This window comes from Kingella oralis, assembly GCF_014054985.1.
Classification (GTDB): domain Bacteria; phylum Pseudomonadota; class Gammaproteobacteria; order Burkholderiales; family Neisseriaceae; genus Kingella_B; species Kingella_B oralis.
The window spans coordinates 154438-174399 of record NZ_CP059569.1 but is presented as its reverse complement, the minus strand read 5'-3'; the positions used below and the strand labels follow the sequence as shown (position 1 = coordinate 174399).

Annotated in this window: 21 protein-coding genes and 2 tRNA genes; 16 read left to right on the top strand and 7 right to left on the bottom strand. The window is 57.0% G+C overall.

Going from position 1 to position 19962, the window contains the following annotated elements; all coding sequences use genetic code 11:
- The first annotated feature begins 202 nt into the window (after positions 1-202).
- From H3L93_RS00900 to H3L93_RS00880, 5 genes are all read left to right on the top strand, one after another.
- Positions 203-940 (top strand): beta-ketoacyl synthase chain length factor, encoded by a 738-nt coding sequence (locus H3L93_RS00900; RefSeq protein WP_003798045.1) that lies wholly within the window; start codon positions 203-205, stop codon positions 938-940.
- The gene (locus tag H3L93_RS00895; RefSeq protein WP_003798046.1) at positions 937-1695 is read left to right on the top strand and encodes a lysophospholipid acyltransferase family protein; all 759 of its coding nucleotides are present in this window, start codon (positions 937-939) and stop codon (positions 1693-1695) included. Before H3L93_RS00900 ends, H3L93_RS00895 begins: the two co-directional genes overlap by 4 nt.
- On the top strand, positions 1692-1958 hold the full coding sequence (locus H3L93_RS00890; RefSeq protein WP_003798047.1) for a phosphopantetheine-binding protein: 267 nt from the start codon (positions 1692-1694) through the stop codon (positions 1956-1958). The genes H3L93_RS00895 and H3L93_RS00890 overlap by 4 nt, the downstream gene beginning before the upstream one ends.
- Before the next feature lie 27 nt (positions 1959-1985).
- Entirely contained in the window at positions 1986-2252 is a 267-nt protein-coding gene (locus H3L93_RS00885) for an acyl carrier protein (protein ID WP_155803229.1), read from the top strand.
- Between the two features lie 247 nt (positions 2253-2499).
- Positions 2500-3036 (top strand): COG4648 family protein, encoded by a 537-nt coding sequence (locus H3L93_RS00880; protein WP_003798052.1) that lies wholly within the window; start codon positions 2500-2502, stop codon positions 3034-3036.
- A 418-nt stretch (positions 3037-3454) separates the two neighbouring features.
- On the opposite strand, the gene H3L93_RS00875 is transcribed toward H3L93_RS00880, so the two are convergent.
- The 6 genes from H3L93_RS00875 to H3L93_RS00850 form a co-directional block, all read right to left on the bottom strand.
- Positions 3455-3877, bottom strand: coding sequence for a HEAT repeat domain-containing protein (locus tag H3L93_RS00875; RefSeq protein WP_003798060.1), 423 nt, complete (start codon positions 3875-3877; stop codon positions 3455-3457).
- Positions 3878-4078: 201 nt separating this feature from the next.
- Positions 4079-4513: a hypothetical protein gene (locus H3L93_RS00870; RefSeq protein ID WP_003798064.1), complete on the bottom strand. Its 435-nt coding sequence runs from the start codon at positions 4511-4513 to the stop codon at positions 4079-4081.
- Positions 4514-4709: 196 nt separating this feature from the next.
- Positions 4710-4991, bottom strand: a complete 282-nt coding sequence (locus H3L93_RS00865) for a hypothetical protein (RefSeq protein WP_003798066.1) — start codon at positions 4989-4991, stop codon at positions 4710-4712.
- Positions 4981-5409: a phage holin family protein gene (locus H3L93_RS00860; protein WP_003798067.1), complete on the bottom strand. Its 429-nt coding sequence runs from the start codon at positions 5407-5409 to the stop codon at positions 4981-4983. Before H3L93_RS00860 ends, H3L93_RS00865 begins: the two co-directional genes overlap by 11 nt.
- 154 nt (positions 5410-5563) lie before the next feature.
- A complete protein-coding gene (locus H3L93_RS00855; protein WP_003798070.1) occupies positions 5564-5875 on the bottom strand; it encodes an ElaB/YgaM/YqjD family protein in 312 nt (103 codons plus the stop codon).
- Positions 5876-5975: 100 nt separating this feature from the next.
- Positions 5976-7358, bottom strand: coding sequence for a 3'-5' exonuclease (locus H3L93_RS00850; RefSeq protein WP_040559112.1), 1383 nt, complete (start codon positions 7356-7358; stop codon positions 5976-5978).
- A gap of 108 nt (positions 7359-7466) precedes the next feature.
- Between H3L93_RS00850 and H3L93_RS00845 the strand changes: the two genes are divergently transcribed.
- The 7 genes from H3L93_RS00845 to H3L93_RS00815 all read left to right on the top strand — a co-directional run bounded on the left by H3L93_RS00845 (position 7467) and on the right by H3L93_RS00815 (position 12279).
- A tRNA-Arg gene (locus tag H3L93_RS00845) sits at positions 7467-7543 on the top strand.
- A 12-nt stretch (positions 7544-7555) separates the two neighbouring features.
- Positions 7556-7627, top strand: a tRNA-Glu gene (locus tag H3L93_RS00840).
- A 141-nt stretch (positions 7628-7768) separates the two neighbouring features.
- Positions 7769-8464: a Sir2 family NAD-dependent protein deacetylase gene (locus tag H3L93_RS00835; RefSeq protein WP_040559114.1), complete on the top strand. Its 696-nt coding sequence runs from the start codon at positions 7769-7771 to the stop codon at positions 8462-8464.
- A 247-nt stretch (positions 8465-8711) separates the two neighbouring features.
- A complete protein-coding gene (locus H3L93_RS00830) occupies positions 8712-9032 on the top strand; it encodes an accessory factor UbiK family protein (RefSeq protein WP_003798080.1) in 321 nt (106 codons plus the stop codon).
- Positions 9033-9316: 284 nt separating this feature from the next.
- Complete coding sequence (locus tag H3L93_RS00825; protein ID WP_003798082.1) at positions 9317-10426, top strand: ABC transporter ATP-binding protein; 1110 nt, start codon at positions 9317-9319, stop codon at positions 10424-10426.
- A gap of 15 nt (positions 10427-10441) precedes the next feature.
- The gene (locus tag H3L93_RS00820; RefSeq protein ID WP_040559038.1) at positions 10442-11398 is read left to right on the top strand and encodes an ABC transporter permease subunit; all 957 of its coding nucleotides are present in this window, start codon (positions 10442-10444) and stop codon (positions 11396-11398) included.
- Complete coding sequence (locus H3L93_RS00815) at positions 11395-12279, top strand: ABC transporter permease subunit (RefSeq protein ID WP_003798087.1); 885 nt, start codon at positions 11395-11397, stop codon at positions 12277-12279. Before H3L93_RS00820 ends, H3L93_RS00815 begins: the two co-directional genes overlap by 4 nt.
- Before the next feature lie 81 nt (positions 12280-12360).
- On the opposite strand, the gene H3L93_RS00810 is transcribed toward H3L93_RS00815, so the two are convergent.
- Positions 12361-13575 (bottom strand): hypothetical protein, encoded by a 1215-nt coding sequence (locus H3L93_RS00810; RefSeq protein WP_003798090.1) that lies wholly within the window; start codon positions 13573-13575, stop codon positions 12361-12363.
- 142 nt (positions 13576-13717) lie between these two features.
- On the opposite strand from H3L93_RS00810, the gene hscA reads away from it, so the two are divergent.
- The 4 genes from hscA (at position 13718) to H3L93_RS13255 (ending at position 19925) form a co-directional block, all read left to right on the top strand.
- The gene (hscA, locus tag H3L93_RS00805; protein ID WP_003798091.1) at positions 13718-15574 is read left to right on the top strand and encodes a Fe-S protein assembly chaperone HscA; all 1857 of its coding nucleotides are present in this window, start codon (positions 13718-13720) and stop codon (positions 15572-15574) included.
- A gap of 218 nt (positions 15575-15792) precedes the next feature.
- The gene (locus H3L93_RS00800; protein ID WP_003798096.1) at positions 15793-18102 is read left to right on the top strand and encodes an MMPL family transporter; all 2310 of its coding nucleotides are present in this window, start codon (positions 15793-15795) and stop codon (positions 18100-18102) included.
- Positions 18103-18505: 403 nt separating this feature from the next.
- Positions 18506-19468, top strand: a complete 963-nt coding sequence (locus H3L93_RS00795; RefSeq protein ID WP_281365019.1) for a TolC family protein — start codon at positions 18506-18508, stop codon at positions 19466-19468.
- A gap of 22 nt (positions 19469-19490) precedes the next feature.
- Positions 19491-19925, top strand: coding sequence for a TolC family protein (locus H3L93_RS13255; RefSeq protein WP_425484984.1), 435 nt, complete (start codon positions 19491-19493; stop codon positions 19923-19925).
- Positions 19926-19962: the final 37 nt, after the last annotated feature.

Sequence of the window (19962 nt, the reverse complement as noted above, 5' to 3'; positions counted from 1 at the left end):
AAAAAAACAGGGAAAGCAGAATTATATATGGATAGCGGGGCTTTGGGCGCGCCTGCTTAGGCGCAGCAACGGTATTCAGGCAATTTGCCTGCGCACTCCGCGCCATTGACCGTGAATTCACAGGTTCTTAAATTTGTTAATATAGGTTAAAATGGCGGCATGACCAACTTGGCAACTTCACTGCCGACAGAGCAACTCCGCCATGCCCACCGCCTGCACTTTCTCATTCAATATCGCCGCGTGGCACGCCGTTTCCAACCGCCTTGCCACGCCAGAACAATGGCGCGAGTGGGCAGCAGGTCGTTTGAACGCGCAAACTCTGCCGGAACATAAGCCCGCGCTGGCGTTTCTGCCCGCCATGCAGCGGCGGCGTTTGGGCGCGGCGGCGCGGCTGGTGTGCGAAGCGGCTTGGGATTTGGCGGAGCGGTTTTCAGGCTGCCCGATGGTTTACGCCTCGCACGACGGCGAGATTAACCGCAGCTTTGAATTGTGGCCCGAGCTGCTGAAAACCCACACCGTATCGCCCACATCGTTCGGCTTGTCGGTACACAACGCGCTGGCGGGGCAATGGGCAATCCAGCGCGGCGAAATGCAGGAAAACACTGCGCTGGCAACGGGTGCGGACGGTTTGGAAAGCGCGTTGGCGGAAGCCGTGTCGCTGTTTTCAGACGGCATCGAGCGCGTGCTACTGGTGGTGGCGGACGACCCTTTGAAAACCGAATATCTCGTCGAGGCGGAACGCGCGCCGTTTGCCTACGCGCTGGCGATGGTCATCGAACGCGGCGACGCTTTCAGCTTGGCATTAGAAACGGACGACAGCGCAAGGCAGCCTGAAAGCTACTTCGGCGCACTGGATTGGATTCGCTTTCTACTTTCAGGCAGCCTGAAACACACGCGCCAATACGAAAACCGCCGCTGGATTTGGAACAAACGCGCATGAAACGCTTAGACAGACTGCGCCGCTTTTTCGCCACCATGCTGGGTTTCATCCTGTTCGGCGTGGCAGGCGTGCTGTTCAAAATCGCCCTCTTGCCCTACACGCTCAAATCCACCCGGGGCGATGTGCCGCGCCAGCTTGCCGCCCGCCGCATGATTGGGCGCGTGTGGCGGTTTTTTGTCGGCTACCTGCAATGGTCGGGCGTATTGTCCGTAACCTTCCGCGGCGCGGAAAAACTCGGGCGCGGCGGGCAGCTTATCCTCGCCAACCATCCGTCTTTATTGGATGTGGTGCTGCTGGTGAGCCACGCGCCCGACCCAAACGTGCTGGTGAAAAAAGACTTGGTGCGCAACCCCAGCATGAGCAGCCAAATCCGCGCCGCCGGCTATATTCCCAACGACGAAAGCATGGAAATGCTGGAAGAAATCGAAGCCGTGTTCCAAAGCGGGCAGAGCCTGCTGATTTTCCCCGAAGGCACGCGCACGGGTTGGGACGGGCAGGTCAAAATGCACCGTGGCGCGGTATCCATCGGCTTGCGCAGTGCCAAAGTGATTACGCCCGTGGTCATCAAAATGAACCCGCCCAACTTCAAAAAAGGGCAGCCGTGGTACAAAATTCCGCCGCGCAAAATCCATTACGAAATCACGGTGGAGGACGACATCCGCCCCGAAGACTGGCTCGCCGAAAAACCGCTGCCCATCGCCGCGCGGCGGCTCAACGAATACCTGCAAGACTATTTCACAAGGAAAACCACATGAACGACTTAGAACACCAAATCAAACAACTCATCATCGACAGCCTTGCGCTGGAAGACATCACCCCCGCCGACATCGGCAGCGAAGAGCCGCTGTTCGGCGACGAAGGCTTGGGGCTGGATTCGGTTGACGCGCTGGAACTGGGTTTGGCGGTACAAAAAACCTTCGGCTTCCAGCTCGACGGCGAAAACGACAACCTGCGCGACAACTTTGCCAACGTCAAAACGCTGTCCGAATTTGTCAGAAGCCGTCAGGCACAGGGATAAGGAGCGGCGATGAGCGAACACAAAATCCTGAGCGAAGCCGAAATCCGCGCCCTGCTCGCCGACACGCTGGAAAACCTGTTTGAAATCGAACCCGAACGCATCAAACCCGACACCAACCTCTACGAAGACTTGGAAATCGACAGCATCGACGCGATTGATTTGATTGACCGCATCAAACGCGAAACAGGCCGCAAACTCAAGGCCGAAGATTTCCGCAACGTGCGCACGGTGGACGATGTGGTGCAGGCGGTGTTGAAAGTTCAGGCTGCCGACAGCGGCGCACAGGCGCAGTAAGCATTTCAGCCGGTATTTTCCCGTTTGGGGAAGGTCGTTTGAAAACCGCAAAACGTTGCCAACCAATACAAAGGCAGCCTGAAAACATGAAAAACCGTTTTCAGGCTGCCGAACCTTTCAATTTCCACCCTTCCCGCACAGGCGGAAATCTTGGCTGGATTTTCATCATCTTTACTGATGCCGAAGCACAAATCCCATCAAACAGGATTTCCGTACACACGGAAATAACCTACCCGCGCAAACCATCATGCCCCTTGCCAAAATCCTGCTCACCCTCGCCAGCCTCGCCTATCCGCTTTTGTGGTATTACGGGCGCGGAAACGGCGCGTTTTTCTGGCTCGCCGCGCTGATGTGCGCCCTGTGGCTGATACGCGCCGCCATGCCGCAAACGGCAGCGCAACGCGCAGTGGCCTTGCTGTTATCCGCCTTTTTCGCCGCCGTTTTGGTTTTCAGGCTGCCCGATTCCATGTATTGGTATCCCGTGGCGGTAAACCTGCTGATGCTTGCCGTGTTCGGCGGCAGCCTGTTTGCCAGACAAACCGTTATCGAACGCCTCGCCCGCCTGCAACACCCCGACCTGCCGCCCGAAGGCGTGCGCCACACACGGCGGGTAACGCAGATTTGGTGCGGTTTTTTTGTGTTCAACGGCGCAACCGCCGCCGCGTTGGCATGGCTGCAACGGTATGACTGGTGGGCGGTTTACACGGGCATTGTGTCGTATATTCTGATAGGCGTGCTGTTTGCGGGCGAGTGGGTTTACCGCAAACTGGTGTTGAAGGTTTGAGGCAGCCTGAAAACCGCTGCACAAAAGAACTGCGGTTTAGATAGAGGCGTTACCGACAAACGGGTTGCGCGGGAACATAAATTCGCCATGCGTTCCGCATTTTGCTGAAACCGCCAATCGTAAGGCAGCCTGAAAACGGGAAAACGCTGTTTTCAGGCTGCCTTATCATCGTTCAAATAAGCCAAAATTTCCTCATAAAACGCCGACTGCGGATGAAGCCCCGCCATACGTTGCCGCAGCAGCCGGTTGATTTTACCGCACCGCCAATTCTGCTCCGCTATGGCAAACAACGCCCACGATGCCGTCGTGTTATCCGCGCTTGCCAAGCGGCCAGCAAAAACCGTTGAACCACGCTGTTCAGCGGAATATAGGCGGCGGCAAACGCCAGCGCGTTGGCAATCGTTGGGTGCGGCGAGTGTCAAAGCGGACGCAGGGCTTGCGCGAATCCGCAGCGAGCAAACTCCGTCCGCGCAAACGTGCCGCGCCGAAACAAATGCCCCACCGACGCCACGCAATCGGCGCGCACGCTGGCGCGGGCATCATGCCGCAACAGCGCAATCAGCGTGGCGGCGATTTCATCCCGCTCGTTTGCATTCAGCGCGGTTTGCATTTGCCCCAACGCAGCGGCAGCGGCGGCGCGATGGCTGGCGCGCGGGCTTGCCAGCAAATCGGCGACAACGGGTCGGATGGCGGCGTAGTCAAACTGCTGCAAAGCGCGCACGGCGGCAAGGCGCGTGGCTTTGTTCGCATCGGGCGCACGGATAAGGTCGGCTAACTGCGCGGCGGTTTGGTTGCGGCAGAGTTGGTAAGCGGCGAAATCTTGGGCGGCGGAAGATGGCATTTTTTGCTTTCTTGGAGGGCAGCCTGAAAGCGGGAAACAATGATTTCAGGCTGCTTTGTGTGGGGTTGGCAACCCAACCTGCGCCTGCTTATGCCGTATTCAGACGGCTTGGGTTTTCATTTTCAGGCTGCCTTTGAAGTTCTGAATCCGTATGCATTGCGGGGGCAGCACGCCCTACGCCATGCGGGTTTACGCTGGCTTTTACTGATAATTTAGATAGTCTTTAATGAACGTTTCAAAACTTTCCCACTGTTTCGCGTAATGCTTGCCATCTTTAATAAATTTTTCAATTTCAGGCGATTCAATAAAAAAGACCTCATCCGTATCTTTATTATATAAAAGATAATCATCCAATTCGTTGTTTAATAACGAGATAAAGTTATTTGGTAATTGCAGGCATTTTCTTAAAATTGCGGTTTGACTGCTGTCAAAATATTCTAAATCCATCGCCAAATCAATTAAATATCCTATTTTCCCATAAATTTCATCGCTATAAGTTACCCAAAAATCAATGAAATATTGATTTCTATCATCAAATCCAAATTCCTTAAATAATTTTCTATATTTGGCTTGCTGTTCCGGCATAATCCGCCCAAGCTCATCATCTAAAAATTCTGTAAAGTTCTCATCAATCATGATTATTCTCCAAGTTATGAATGAACGTATGAATGAACGCTTGCCCAAATTTTTCCTGCGTCGCCGTTCGGTTTTAGCTCTTATCTTTCATTGCCTTCTGTCTCGGCTAAATGCCTTCCGATTAACAGTACGCTGGGGATAGATGGTTTTCAGGCTGCCTCATAACCATTCGGCAGCCTGAAAACCCATCCCTCCGCTATTTATCGTGCTTTGCCCGGCGTTCCGCCCATTCCAACGCCATCAGCCCCAGCAACACCGCCGCACGGTGTTTCCATTTGGCGGGCAGCATCGCCAGCTTCAAGCCATCCGCATGCCGCACCGCTTCGCCCGCCGCATCCGCCAGCTGCCAAACCACGCCCGATTTGGCTTGCGCCGCCTGCTTGCGCTGCGCCGCCTGCTGTTGCGTGCAGCGCAGTTTCACCCGCGCCAAATCGCATTGCAGCAGCAGCAATTCCCGTTGTTCTTGTTTACTCAGCATCGCGCGCTTCTCCTGTTTGCGGTTTTTGACGGAAGCCGGCGGTTTTCAGGCTGCCTGAAAACGCCGCCAAATCTTGTTGCAACGCGGCAAGCGTTTGCTGCACCTGCGCCGTGTCGCGCTGCCAAATGCGCGGAATGCGCCGCAGCAACAGCCACATCGCCGGCACGCCCGCCGCCGCCACGCTAAAAAACAGCCAAATCTTCGCCTGCGCCGTGAGCACCACATTCAGCCCCAGCAGCAACGCCACCAGCATCACCACCAGCACCACCACCGCCAGCACAATCAGCGTGGCAATCACCAACACGCCGCGCAGTTGCTCGTTGGCATCCATTTGCAGCACGCGCAGCCGCAGCAACAGCAATTCGCCGCCCTGCGAAGCCAAGGTTTTCAACGTTGCCAAATCTTGTCTGATACCCATTTTCAGGCTGCCTTTAATGTTGTTTTACTTAATGTTGTTTCACCATAGTGGATGAACTAAAACGATTGCCGCGCCGCTTGTCTTGCCCGTTTTAGTTTATCCACCATAAATTCAGGCTGCCTTATCGCAGCAAGGCAGCCTGAAAACACATCGCTTATTTGCGGTTGAGCAGCACGCCCACCACCAAACCCGCCAACGCGGCAAAGCCCATGGCGTAATACGGTTTTTCGTTGATGTATTCATCCGCGCGTTGCGCTTGGTGTTTCACTTGCTCCACTGCGCGGGTTTCCAATTTTTGCAATTTGCTTTGCGCCACGCCCAAGTGCGCCTGCAAACGGTTTTTCAACTCCTGCGTTTCTTCCGCGCTGCGCTCTGCGCCCGCTTGATACAAGTTTTCCACCTCGTCCAACACGGTGCGGATTTCGCCCAACAAGGCTTGTTTTTGTGCTTCAAAATCGGATTTCATCGTATGACTCCTTATGTTTACACGATGCCAACGCGGCAACGCTGCCGCGCATATTGCAGGCAATCGCCCCAATCCGCAAGCAACTTTACACTACACGGTTTCAGGCTGCCTGAATCTCGCCGCCGCCCTTCTGCGCCTTAAATTTCCCCTTCATCACCGCCAGCACTTCCTTATCGCAAAACCACACATTATCAGGCTCGGGCAGCCACACCGCGCCGCTGTCGCACAGCCACGCCGCCTCCCGCCCCGAAAGCTCGTCCCGCTCCGCCACCTTCACGCGCGGCGTGCGCCCCCAATCCGTCAGCGGCAAGAACGGCAACGCCGCCGCCACCGCCCGATTATGCGCGTTCAAATCGCCCGTTTCGCACGCCGCCGAACACTTGCCCAGCAGCGAAACGGGACACGGCGCGCCCTTGGGCAACTCGTCGGGCAAAATGCCCAACAGAGCGGGGCACAGCCCGAACTTCTTCGCCCATGCCGCCAGCGCGCGTTTCGCCGCTTTGGGGTTGGCAAACAAACCATGCGGCGGCTCGGTCAAAAAGCCCGCTTTCAACGGGCGCACCCGCGTTTTCAGGCAGCCTGAAACCTGCTCCGCCTTAATCGTGTGGCGCACAATCCCATCCGTTGACGCAAGCTGGTTGCGATAAAACACGCTACCTTTTACCGCCGCGCTGTGCAACGCGCCCAGCGTGGGCACAAATTCCAAGCGCGCCGCCTGCGCCACCGCGCCCCCGCCGCGCCGCAGCATCGCCGCCACTTCCCGATACGCCTGAACGTGCGTGTGCACCGCCACCACATCATCCGCCGCATTGCGCCAAACCGACACGCCATGCTCATCGGGCAACGCAGAGGCAGCCTGAAAAACGCCCGCAGGCAGGTTGGCGGGCAACATCGGCGGGTTCGCCAACTGCCGCATCAGCTGCCCCAGCAGCGGCGCGCCCTTCTCGCGCAACGCCAGTTGCAAATATTCCGCCACCGCCAACACATCGCTCATTGCCCGATGGCGGCTCGCCACCGCCAAACCATGCCGCTCAATTATGCTGTCCAAATTATGCTTAAAAAATTCGGGATACAGCTTGCGCGACAACTGCACGCTGCACAGCCCCGCCGTGGCAAAGGCAAACCCGTTGCGGCGGCATTCGTGGCGCAAAAAGGTGTAGTCAAAGCGGCTGTTGTGCGCGATGAGCAAACTGCCGCGCAGCAGCGGCAACACCTGCGGCGCAAATTGGGCAAAGGTGGGCTGCCCTTGCAACATCTCATCCGAAATGCCGGTTAAATCGCGCACAAAACCGCTAATCGGCATATTGGGCTGAACCAACTGCTGCACCGCCGTGATTTTGCCCTGCCAAAAATGCAAAAACGCCAGCTCGGTGATGCGGTCGGCATAAAAATGCCCGCCCGTGGTTTCTAAATCCAGAATCACAACGGGAATAGGCAGCGTGCGGAAAAATTCCGCCAAAGGGGACAAAGCGGCGTAAGGCATGGGGGTGCTCATAATACAAAAGAGCCGCGATTATACGGTTTTTGCAAAAAAAACGGGCGAAGCAGCTTGACGAAGCCACCCGAACTGCCTACAATCCGCGTTTTTGCTGCACCCGTAGCTCAGTTGGATAGAGTATCTGGCTACGAACCAGAGGGTCGGGCGTTCGAATCGCTCCGGGTGCGCCAAAAATGCTATCCGCGCCCATCGTCTAGCGGTTAGGACATCGCCCTTTCACGGCGGTAACGGGGGTTCGATTCCCCCTGGGCGTGCTAAGATTCAACCCCTTGCTTGATGGAGCAAGGGGTTTAATGCTTTCAGGCTGCCTGAAACCCTATTTAGCGAATAGAGTAGGGCAGTTTTGCGCCATCAAGGCAGCCTGAAACGCCGTAACCAAACGAATGAGCACAATGATGAAGAAACCCACCATCGCCATCCTAACAGGCGCAGGCATCAGCGCAGAAAGCGGGCTTGCCACCTTCCGCGACAGCAACGGCTTATGGGCAAACCACCGCATTGAAGACGTATGCACGCTCGAAGCGTGGGAGCGCAATCCGCAGCTGGTGCTGGATTTTTATAACCAACGCCGCGCCCAAGCCGCCGCCGCGCAGCCCAACGCCGCCCACATTGCCCTTGCCCAGTTGCAACAGCATTTCCCCGTTCACATCATCACACAAAACGTGGACGACCTGCACGAACGCGCAGGCAGCCACAACGTGCTGCATCTGCACGGGCAGCTCAACCAAGCCCGCAGCAGCGCCGACCCCGATTACATCGTCCCCTGCACCCAAGACCAAACGCTGCAAGATAAAGACCCGCACGGCAACCCCATGCGCCCGCATATCGTGTGGTTCGGCGAAAGCGTGCCGCTGCTGGACGAAGCCGCCGCCATCGTGCGCCAAGCCGACGTGTTCCTGATTATCGGCACCTCGCTGCAAGTCTATCCCGCCAACACCCTTGCCTACTACGCCCGCCCCGATGCCCGCATCATCGTGCTAGACCCGCACCCGCAAAATACCCAATCGGCGCAGGTGGAAATCATCCGCCAAACCGCCGCCGCAGGCGTGCCCGTGTTATGCCAGCATTTGATTGAATGCTATACAAAATAACCATTTTCAGGCTGCCTTAGAACCTGTATTCACTCTTTGCATAGGCAGATTTGATGACATAAAAGCGCGGATACAAGGCAAAAAGCGCAGCAAGGTTGGACACCTTGCGAGCATTTTTAACGCGGTAGCCGCGTTTTTAGGACATAAAAGATGCCTATGCAAAGAGTGAATACAGGTTCTTATTTCACAGGCAGCCTGAAAACCATTAAAATCCCCTCTCCCATCCACTCAACCACGAAAGCATCCCATGATTGCCAAACAACTTTTTGAAGAAGCCGCCAGCAAAATCAGCGAAACCCTTGCCAACAGCCCCGCCAAAGATTTTGAAAAAAACGCCAAAGCCATGCTCGGCAGCGCGTTCAACAAAATGGATTTGGTAACGCGCGAAGAATACGACATCCAACAACAAATCCTCATCAAAACCCGCGTGAAGCTCACCGAGCTGGAAGCCCGTTTAGCGCAACTGGAAGCGCAACTTGCGCCCCAAGTTAGCCCAGCTGAAACCAGCGAAGCCCAAGCTGCCGAACCCAATCCCGAAAAAACCACACCCAAACGCAAAACAAAATAACCACAATACACACATCAAGGCAGCCTGAAACCCGCTTTTCAGGCTGCCTCAATCTTTGCCCATCCGCCTATTGAGGCAGCCTGAAAACCCATCGCTTCACTTTACACAAACAACCCCACATTTTCCCTTGCCCCCCGCGCCCCACTCCACTACAATCGCGCGTTTTTTCAAAAAATCCCTCCCCGTATTTAAAGTCTTCTGCTGCCCGAACGCCGCTAAACAGCCCCAAAGCCTGTCCAAAGCAATCAAACAGCCTGTTTCTCTTATCAAACGGAGTATTGCTCATGACCAGCACCCAACCCTATCTACAAATCAAAGGCTTGGTAAAAAAATTTGGCGACAACATCGCTGTAAATTATCTGAATCTTGACATCAACAAACACGAAATTTTCGCCCTGCTTGGCAGCTCAGGCAGCGGCAAATCCACCCTGTTGCGCATGCTCGCCGGCATGGAAACCCCGTCCGAAGGGCAAATTATTCTAGACGGGCAAGACATCACCAAACTCGCCCCCTACGACCGCCCCATCAACATGATGTTCCAAAGCTACGCCCTGTTCCCCCACATGACCGTAGAGCAAAACATCGCCTTCGGCTTAAAACAAGACAAACTGCCCAAAGAAGAAGTGCAGGCGCGCGTGGACGAAATGCTGCGCCTGGTGCAAATGCCGCAATACGCCAAGCGCAAGCCGCATCAACTGTCAGGCGGGCAGCAGCAGCGCGTTGCCCTTGCCCGCAGCCTCGCCAAACGCCCCAAACTCCTGCTGCTGGACGAACCCTTGGGCGCGCTGGACAAAAAACTGCGCCAGCAAACCCAGTTTGAGCTGGTGAATACGCTGGAAAAAGTGGGCGTAACCTGCATCATGGTAACGCACGACCAAGAAGAAGCCATGACCATGGCAAGCCGCGTGGCCATTATGTCGCACGGCGAGTTGCAACAAGTGGGCACGCCCGCCGACGTGTACGACTACCCCAACAGCCGCTTCACCGCCGAATTCATCGGCGAAACCAACATCTTTGAAGGCAAGCTGGTGCATAAAGACGAAGCCCACGCGCTCATCGACTGCCCCGAATTGCCCGCCAAAGTGTATACCGACCAAAAATTTGAAGCCGAAAACGGGCAAACCATCTGGATTTCCATCCGCCCCGAAGACATTGACCTGCACAAAGAAAAACCCGCCCACCGCGACACGCACAACTGGGCGCGCGGCAAGGTAAAAGAAATCGCCTATTTGGGCAGCTTCGCCATTTACCATGTGCAAATGGAAAACGGCCGCATCATCAAAAGCCAAGTGCCCGCGCCGTATTGGTATGTGCGCGGCATTGAACCGCCCACATGGGGCGACGAAGTGTATCTGGATTGGCCCGAAAACCAGCCCACCCCATTAACCCGTTAAAAAGGCAGCCTGAAAATGTCTTCCGTAAACATCAAACGGCGTATGCGCCCGGGGGCGCGCTTTGTCATCGGCGTACCGTTCACCTGGCTGTTTATCTTGGTTTTGCTCACCTTTGCCATCGTGTTCAAAATCAGCTTCGCCGACCAAACCTACACCATCCCCCCGTTCACGCCCTTATTTGACGAAAAAGGCGCGCTGCAAGTTTTCACCAAAAACTACCAAGAAATTTTCGTGGATTTTTGGCCCTCCTTGCTGGACATCATCAACCCCCTCTCCGGCGATTCCGGCGGCAACATTTATGTGCTGACTTATTGGCTGTCGATTAAAACCGCGCTTTTAACCACGCTGATTTGCCTGCTGATTGGCTATCCGATGGCGTATGCCATTTCGCGCGCCAATCCATCCATTCGCAATACCTTGCTGCTGCTGATTATGCTGCCCTTTTGGACATCGTTCCTGCTGCGCGTGTACGCATGGATGGGGCTGCTCAGCACCAACGGCATCATCAACACCTATCTGCTCAAATGGGGCATCATCAGCGAGCCATTGGAATTGTTTTACAACAGCTTCTCGCTGATTTTGGTGATGGTTTACGCCTATTTGCCGTTTATGATTCTGCCGCTTTACACCCAGCTGGTAAAACTGGATAACCGCTTGCTGGAAGCCGCCGCCGATTTGGGCGCGCATCCTGTCAAAGCCTTTTTCACGGTAACGCTGCCGCTGTCCAAATCGGGCATCATCGCAGGTTCCATGCTGGTCTTCATCCCGTCTATGGGCGAATATGTGATTCCCGAACTGGTGGGCGGCCCTGACAACCTGATGATTGGTAAAGTGTTGTGGCAGGCGTTCTCCGACCAAGCCAACTGGCCGCTTGCCGCTGCGATTGCGGTGGTGATGGTGTTGGTGTTGGTGGTGCCGATTGCGCTGGAACAATATTTCACCAACCGTGAAAACGCAAAAGGAAGCAAATGATGAATAACAAAATTTCTCCTTTTTTGAAGCTGGCGCTGGTTGCGGGCTTGCTGTTTTTGTATATTCCCTTGTTTATCTTGGTGATTTATTCGTTTAACGATTCCAAACTGGTAACCGTGTGGGGCGGCTTCTCCACCAAATGGTATGGCCGCCTGCTGCAAGACCAGCAAATTTTGAGCGCGGCTTGGCTGTCGTTGAAAATCGCCGTTTGCGCTTCGTTTGCGGCGGTAACGCTCGGCACGATGGCGGGCTACGCGATGGCGCGGATTAAACGCTTTCGCGGCAGCACTTTGTTTGCCGGCTTGATTTCTGCGCCGATGGTGATGCCCGATGTGATTACGGGCTTATCCATGCTGCTGCTGATTATCCAAGTGCAAACCATGCTGCAAGGCTGGCTGCACAGCGATGTAACGTGGCTGGACCGCGGCTTTTTCACCATTTTCTTGGGGCACACCACGCTGTGCATGGCGTATATTACCGTGGTCATCCGCTCGCGCTTGGCGGAGCTGGACCAATCGCTAGAAGAAGCGGCGATGGATTTGGGCGCGCGCCCGATGAAAATCTTTTTTGTGATTACCTTGCCGCTGATTGCGCCTGCCATTGCGTCGGGCTTCTTGCTGGGCATTACGCTGTCGCTGGATGACGTGGTGATTACCTCGTTCTTGTCGGGGCCGGGTTCGTCCACGCTGCCGCAGGTGATTTTCTCCAAAATCCGCTTGGGGCTGGACCCGAAAATGAACGTGTTGGCCACCATCTTTATCGCGGTGGTGGGCACGCTGGTGATTGTGGTGAATTATTTTATGCTGCGCCAAGCCACCAAGCGCGAGCGTGAAATGCAAGCGGCGTATAAGGCGGAGCAAAAGGCGTTGGAAAGCGCGTAGGGGTTTGGGAACGATATAAAGGCAGCCTGAAAACGGGGGAATACGTTTTCAGGCTGCCTTTTATATGCAAATGGGTGGCGATTATTTTTTGCCGTTGCTGCTGTCGCCCTTGCCATCCGCATTCAGCGCAGGCAGGGCGTTCCATTCTTTGGCTAGGCTTGGAAAGGCTTGCTCAAAATCCACCGTGTTGGCATCGTTGGCTTGCAGGGTAAATTGGGGCGTGCGGGTGTAGTGGTTATAGGCTTCCATTTTGATGCGCAAGCCGTGTCCCATCAAGCCGCCGAGGTTTTCCATTTGCATGGTGGCGAAATATGCCAACAGCCTGCCTTTGCCGTCGTAGTAAAACTCGTATTCAACGGGTGGCTGTTTATCCGCGATGGCGGTAGTCATGCCTTGTACCACGCTGCTGATGGCATCTAGGCTGGCGATAAATTTGTCGTAATCGGCTTGGCTGATGTTGGCGTTGCTGGGCTTGCCTTGCTCGCGTAGTTGCTGTTGCAGGCTTTGGAATAACACTTTGGTGCTTTCCACGCTTTGCTTGCTGTTGGAATGCAACGCGATGCGATGGCGCGCGCCAATTTTGCGGGCGGTGTCGTTTAGGGGCAGGGTGGTAAAGGCATCATCGCCCAATGTTTTGGTGCTTTCGTCCACGGCTTTGGGCAGCGCGTGCCACACGTCGGCAAAGGGGATTTTGTTTTGCCATTGCTTAGGCAGCCTGAAACGCACAATCGGCTTGTCGGCAGACAACGCCGAATCGGCGAGCGGCAGGCTGGGCTCAAATGCGCCCAAGTCCGCATACGCCGCCTGCGCTTTGATGTCTAGTTGCATCGGTATTTTCAGGCTGCCTAATGCGTTACGCGTTTCGTAGTGCAACTCGGGCACAAATTCTATTTTGCCGCGTGGCAAATCCACCGCGCCTGTGTAGTGAACCGAGACGGCGTTAAACAGCGTGTAAGCTATTTTGTCGATTCTTGCTCGCTCTTTTTGCGATTTTTGGCGAATTTCGTTTTGTTCTGCCGCGCTTAATGGTTTTTTATCGTGCGTTGCTGCCCAGTCCGCGCTCCATTTCACGTCGCTCTCAATGCGTTCATGGCGCATCTGGCGCGATTGCTCGGTTTCATAAAGTGCAAACGTGGCTTTGCCCGATAGGTTGTATTGTGTGTCTTGCTTAAACTGCCGCTGCATGCCGTGGCGATACAAATCGGCAGGCTTTTGCGGCGCAGTTTGCAAGTTGCCACACGCGCTTAACGCCAGCGCAACCGTGCCTGCCAAGGTGGTTTTCAAAATAGTTTTCATGGTGTTAAACCTTTTTTAACATAGGAAACGCATATCTTAACGGTTTTCAGGCTGCCTGAAAACGCCCGTTCTCATTCCCGATAATTTCACTCAACAATGCTAAAATACCGCCCCATCACACCACACTCAAAAGGAACACATCATGGCACTTTTGCAAATCGCCGAACCCAACCAATCCGCCGCGCCGCACCAGCATCGCCTTGCTGTTGGCATAGACCTCGGCACAACCAACAGCCTCGTCGCCACCGTGCGCAGCGGTTCAGCCGAATGCCTGCCCGATGAAACAGGCGCGGTGTCGCTGCCATCGGTGGTGCGCTATTTGGACAACGGCAGCAAAGCCATCGGCAAAGCCGCGTTAGACGCACAAAAGATTGACCCGCACAACACCATCTCGTCCGCCAAACGCCTCATCGGGCGCAAGCTGTCCGAAATCGACGCGGCACACATGCCCTATCGTTTCGCCGACAACGACAAAATTATCGAATTGCAAACCAAACACGGCAAAAAAACGCCGATAGACATCTCCGCCGACATCTTAGGCAGCCTAAAAACCCGCGCCGAAGCCAGCCTAGGCGGCGAACTGGTGGGCGCGGTGATTACCGTGCCCGCCTATTTTGACGACGCGCAACGCCAAGCCACCAAAGACGCGGCGCGGCTGGCGGGGCTGAACGTGCTGCGCCTGCTCAACGAACCCACCGCCGCCGCCATTGCCTACGGCTTGGACAACGGCGCGGAAGGCACGTTTGTGGTGTATGACTTGGGCGGCGGCACGTTTGACGTATCCGTGTTGCAGTTGAGCCGTGGCTTGTTTGAAGTGAAAGCCACGGGCGGCAATTCCGCGCTGGGCGGCGACGATTTTGACCACCACCTGTTTTGCCATATTGTTGAAAACAATCAGCTTTCCATTACCGACGAACGCGACGCGCAACTGCTGCTCGGCTTGGTGCGCGCCGCCAAAGAAACATTAAGCAGGCAGCCTGAAACCCGCATTCAGGCTGCCTTGGCCAACGGCAAAACGCTCAACATCACTGTCAGCCGCAGCGAATTCCACGCGCTCACGCAGCATCTGGTCGCCCAAACCATCGCCCCCGTGAAGCAAGCGCTGAAAGACGCGGGCATCGGCAAAAACGACATAAAAGGCGTGATTATGGTGGGCGGCGCCACGCGGATGCTGCATGTGCAGCAAGCCGTTGCCAACTTTTTCGGGCAAACCCCGCTCAACAATCTGAACCCCGACCAAGTGGTCGCGCTGGGCGCGGCGATGCAGGCAAACGTGCTGGCGGGCAACAAAACTGACAGCGAATGGCTGCTGCTGGACGTAACCCCGCTGTCGCTGGGCTTGGAAACCTACGGCGGCTTGGCGGAAAAAATCATCCCGCGCAACAGCACGCTGCCCACCGCCCGCGCCCAAGAGTTCACCACCTTTAAAGACGGGCAAACCGCCATGACCATTCATGTGGTGCAAGGCGAGCGCGAAATGGTCGCCGATTGCCGCAGCTTGGCGAAATTCACCCTGCGCGGCATACCGCCGATGGCCGCGGGCGCGGCGCGGATTCGCGTTACCTTTCAAGTGGATGCCGACGGCTTGCTGTCCGTGTCCGCCCGCGAGCAAACCACCGGCGTGCAGGCGCAAATTGAAGTGAAACCGTCTTACGGCTTGGACGACGCCACCATCACGCAAATGCTGCGCGAGGGCATGGCGCACGCCGGCGCCGATGCCGCCGAACGCGCCCGCGCCGAAGCCCGCGTAGAAGCGCAAAGCCTGATTGACGCGGTGGAAGCCGCGCTGGAACTGGACGGCGACTTGCTCACCGCCGAGCAAACCGCGCAAATCCGCGCCCAAATGGACGCGCTCGCCGCGCTGATGCCCAATGCCGAAGCCGCCGACATCCGCGCCGCCGTGCAAACCCTGTCGCAAGGCACCGACGATTTCGCCGCGCGGCGCATGAACCGCAATATCCAGCGCGCGCTGCAAGGCGTGAGCGTGGAGCAGTTGTAGAACAGATAGGCAGCCTGAAACCTTTGCCAAACCTGCAACCGATGACGCGGCGGCTCGCCGACATTTCCCCAACCGGTAAAACCCGATTGAACGCACCATCCAGCGGCGAGCCGTCGCCGCTCCATATTCAGATTTCAGGCTGCCTCAGCGCTGTTGCCAAGGCAGCCTGAAAACAGGATTAAAGCCGTTTTCCCATTTTTGATTCTCCATTTCCGCTTATGCTGCTCCGCCGTCTTTACACCCTCTTTACCGCCCTGCTCTGCCTGTTTCTCATCCATACCGTTACCACCAAACCCTGGCTGCAAACCGACCTCGCCGCGCTGCTACCCGCCGAGCAGCAGCCCGACGCGCTGCTGGTTGCCGCCGACAAAGCGGGCGAGGCGCAGCTGAACGGGCAAATCGTCATGCTCACAGGCAGCGCAAATGCGGAAACGGCTTTTCAGGCTGCCGCCGAAATCGCCAGCAAATGGCGGGAAAGCGGCGTGTTTGCCGAGGTAGACAGCAGCGTGATGCCCGATTTGGACAGCGTGCGCGCCGATATGCAGCGTTTGGCGCAGGCAACGCTGCCGCAGGAGCAGGCGCGGCTGCTGTTTCAAGAACCGAAACGGTATTTCCAAACCCGCGCCGAAGATGCGGCGAACCCGTTTGCCGCCGTTTCGCCGCTGTCGCTGGAACAAGACTGGCTGGGCTTCGGGCGGTTTGTGGCGGCGAAAGCCAATCCGCAAAGCCGTTTGCAGTGGAATATGGACAACGGCATGTTGTTCACGGAGGCGGACGGCAAAACATGGGTATGGCTGCGCGGCAAACTGGCGGCAGACACGCGTTTTGCCGGCAACGGCACGCTGCTGCCGCTCATCCGCGACAGCCGCGCCATCGCGCAAAAACACGGTGCCGAAACGCTCTCAGCGGGCGGCGCGCTGTTTGCCGCCGCATCCAAAACCGCCGCCGAAGCGGAAAGCAAAGCCATGAGCATCGCCGGCACGCTGGCCACGTTTGCGCTGCTGCTGTGGGTGTTCCGCAGCGCGCGCGTGTTCTGGCTGGCGTTGCCGCTGGCGGCGGGCATGCTCACGGGGCTGGCGGCGGCGTTGGCGGTGTTCGGCGAAGTGCATATTCTGACGATTGTGATTGGCACGAGTTTGGTCGGCATGCTGGTGGATTTTCCGCTGCACTGGCTTGCGCCGTCGGTTTTCAGGCAGCCTGAAAACGAAAAATGGTCGTCTGAGAGCGCGATGAAACACGTTTTGCCCAGCTTTGCCGTGAGCCTGCTGATTACCGTGTTGGGCTACGCGCTGCTGTGGTTCACGCCGCTGACCGTGCTGCGCCAAACCGCCGTGTTTTCGGGCTTCGCGCTGCTGGGCGCGTTCGGCGCAACCGTGCTGTGGCTGCCGCCGCTGTTTCGCCGTTATCAGGCAAAAGCCGTGCCGTTTGCGAAATTGACGGAAAGATTACTCCGCCTGAAAGGTCGTCTGAACAAGCGTCTGCACAAACGCGGCTGGCTTGCGCTCGGCGGCATTTTCTTGGCGGTAGGGCTGTGGCGCAGCGACTGGCACGACGACATCCGCCAATGGGTCAATATGCCCTCTGAAATGCTGGCGCAAGTGCAGCGCATCGGCGAATTGAGCGGCACCGATTTCGGCGGACGCTACATCGTTGCCGAAGCCGCCAGCGAAGACGCGCTGCTCGCCAAAAACGCCGAACTCGCCCAAGCCCTGCAACCGCTCGTTGCCCAAGGCAAACTCGGCGGCTTCCAATCGCTAGACCAATTTATCGCCCCCGTTGCCGCGCAGCAGCAAGTGCAACACCACCTGCGCGAACTCGCAGGGCAGCCTGAAAACTGGCAGCCGCTCGCCGACATCGGTATCCCAAGCGAAACCATACGCCAAGCCCTGATTCAGGCAGCCGACACGCCGCCGCTCACGCTTTCAGGCAGCCTGAAAACCGCGCTCGCCCAAGCATGGCAGCCGCTGTATCTGGGCGAAGTAGAACGCGGTCGCTACGCCGCCGTCGTGCGCTTGAACGGTTTGACAGACGAAGCCGCCGTCCGCACCGCCGCACTGGGCCTTGCAGGCACACACTGGGCAGACAAACGCGCCCACCTCAACGCCCTCTTCCACCACACGCGCAACCAAGCCGCATGGCTGAAACTCGCCTCCTACGCGCTGGCGTGGCTGCTGCTGTGGCGGATGTTCGGCGCAAAACGCGGCAGCAAAATCCTTGCCGTGCCGCTTGCCGCCGCCGTCTGCACCGTTGCCGCGCTCGGCTGGCTGGGCATTCCCGTGAGCCTGTTTGCCATGTTCGGGCTGCTGCTCGTTTCCGCCATCGGCGTGGATTACGCCGTTTATGCCGTAACCGCCAAACACACCGCCGCCGCACGCTTGGGCGGCATGCTGCTCGCCGCCGCCACCACCGCCCTTTCCTTCGCCCTGCTCGCATTCAGCAGCACGCCCGCCGTTGCCGCATTCGGGCTGACGGTAACGATAGGCGTGGGGTTTAATCTCTGGCTGGCGGGGGCGTTGTTGGCAGATTGAAACCTTTGCAAAACCTTATTGGCAGCCTGAAAAAATAAAAAATGCCGTCATCCCCGCGTAGGCGGGAATCTTGCTTGATAACAAGAAATTTTTGAAAAAACAAACTATTGCCTAAATCTTACTAAGATTCCCGCCTACGCAGGAATGACAGTAGCCGGGAAATTTAGGCGTTTTGCAAAGGTTTCAGATTGAAGCATACAGAAAGCCAAGCAGGTCGGGCATTGTGATGCCCGACGTTTTTATTTACGGCGGATAAAACCAAGATGCCCGACCTACACGAAAGGCCGTCTGAAAACCATCATTCCGTTTTCAGACGGCCTGACACGTTCACATTTTCCGACACAGCCCCGCTACGCTTTTTGCTATAATCGTCCCGATTTCCATTTTTCTGTCTGTTTTCAAAATGTTCAAACGCCTTCCCCTGTTTTTCCTCTGTGCCGTGCTGTTTTCGGGCTGCGCCACTCATCCCAAGCACACCCCCGCCACGGTTGAAACCGCCGCCACCCTCGGCCTGCCCGCCCATCCGCAGCCGCCGATTTTCCCGCAATGGTGGCGGGCACTCAACGACGCCAAGCTCGATGGCCTGATTGACACCGCCCTTGCCCGCTCGCCCGATTTGGCAGCGGCGCAGGCGCGGTTGCGGCAGGCGCAGGCGGGGGCGGATTTGGCGGATGCGCAGCGCGGCGTGAAAATCGGTCTGGGCGTGAGTGGTGCATTGCTGCATCGCGACGGCGTGGACGAGCGCGAGAAGCCCGAACTCATCAGCGATTTGGAAAAGCGGCTGTTGGGCGACCACGGCACCAATATCACTTATGAATCGCTGCAACTGCAAGGGCAGTGGTCGCCCGATGTGTTCGGCAAATACAAACACCAGTTGGAAGCCGCGCTGGGGCAACAGCGGGCGGTGGAATACGAAATCGCGCAGACGCGGCTGTTGCTGGGCGACGTATTACCGCCAATGGCAGTTGTTGCTGGAAACGCGGCAGCGGGTGGCGCAGCGGGCGCAGTTGAACCGCGAACGCGAGCAGGTGGTGCGCGAACTCATCCGCGCCGGGCAGGTCGCGCCGAGCAGGCTCTATGCGGTGCAGCAGGGCAACAGCCGTTTTCAGGCTGCCTTGTCGGATTTGGACGGCAACATCGCGCAAATCCGCCACGCACTCGCCGCCTTGACGGGGCAACCGGCGCAGGCGTTGGACAACTTCGCGCCCAATCCCGCCGCCGCCGTGCCGCCCGCACCCGTGTCGCAGCTCACCGCCGACTTGCTCGGCAAACGCCCCGATTTGGCGGCGCAGCGCGAGGCACTGACCGCCCGCCACCATCTGGTTGCCAGCGCGAAAACCGAGTTTTATCCGAACATTACGATTAAAGCGTTGGCAGGATTGTCCAATGTGGAAATCGGCAACCTGCCGCATTCGTCGTCGTTTCTCGCCGGACTGCTGCCGAGCGTGAGCCTGCCGATTTTTACTTCCGGCGCGTTACGGGCGAACCTGTCGCGCAAGGAAGCCGAGTTTGACGAGCAGGCTGCGCGTTACAACAAAAACGTTTACACCGCCCTGCGCGAGGCGGCCGACGCGCTGACGCAATACGAAACCGCTGCCGCAGCCGTGCGCGACCAAACCGAGATGACCGCGCTGGCCCGCAAAAACGCCGCCGCCGCGCAAAGCCGCTACCGTGCGGGGCTGGACAACAAGCTGGACTGGCTCGCCGCAGCGGACGAAACCCTGCAAAACGAAGCGCAACTGGCACAGGCGCAGGCGAAGCTGTTTACCGCGTGGCTGGCGTTAAATACCGCCTTTGGCGGAGGTTTTGCGGCGGACAAATAAGGCAGCCTGAAAACGAGCAACGCGAGTTTCTGCGAAG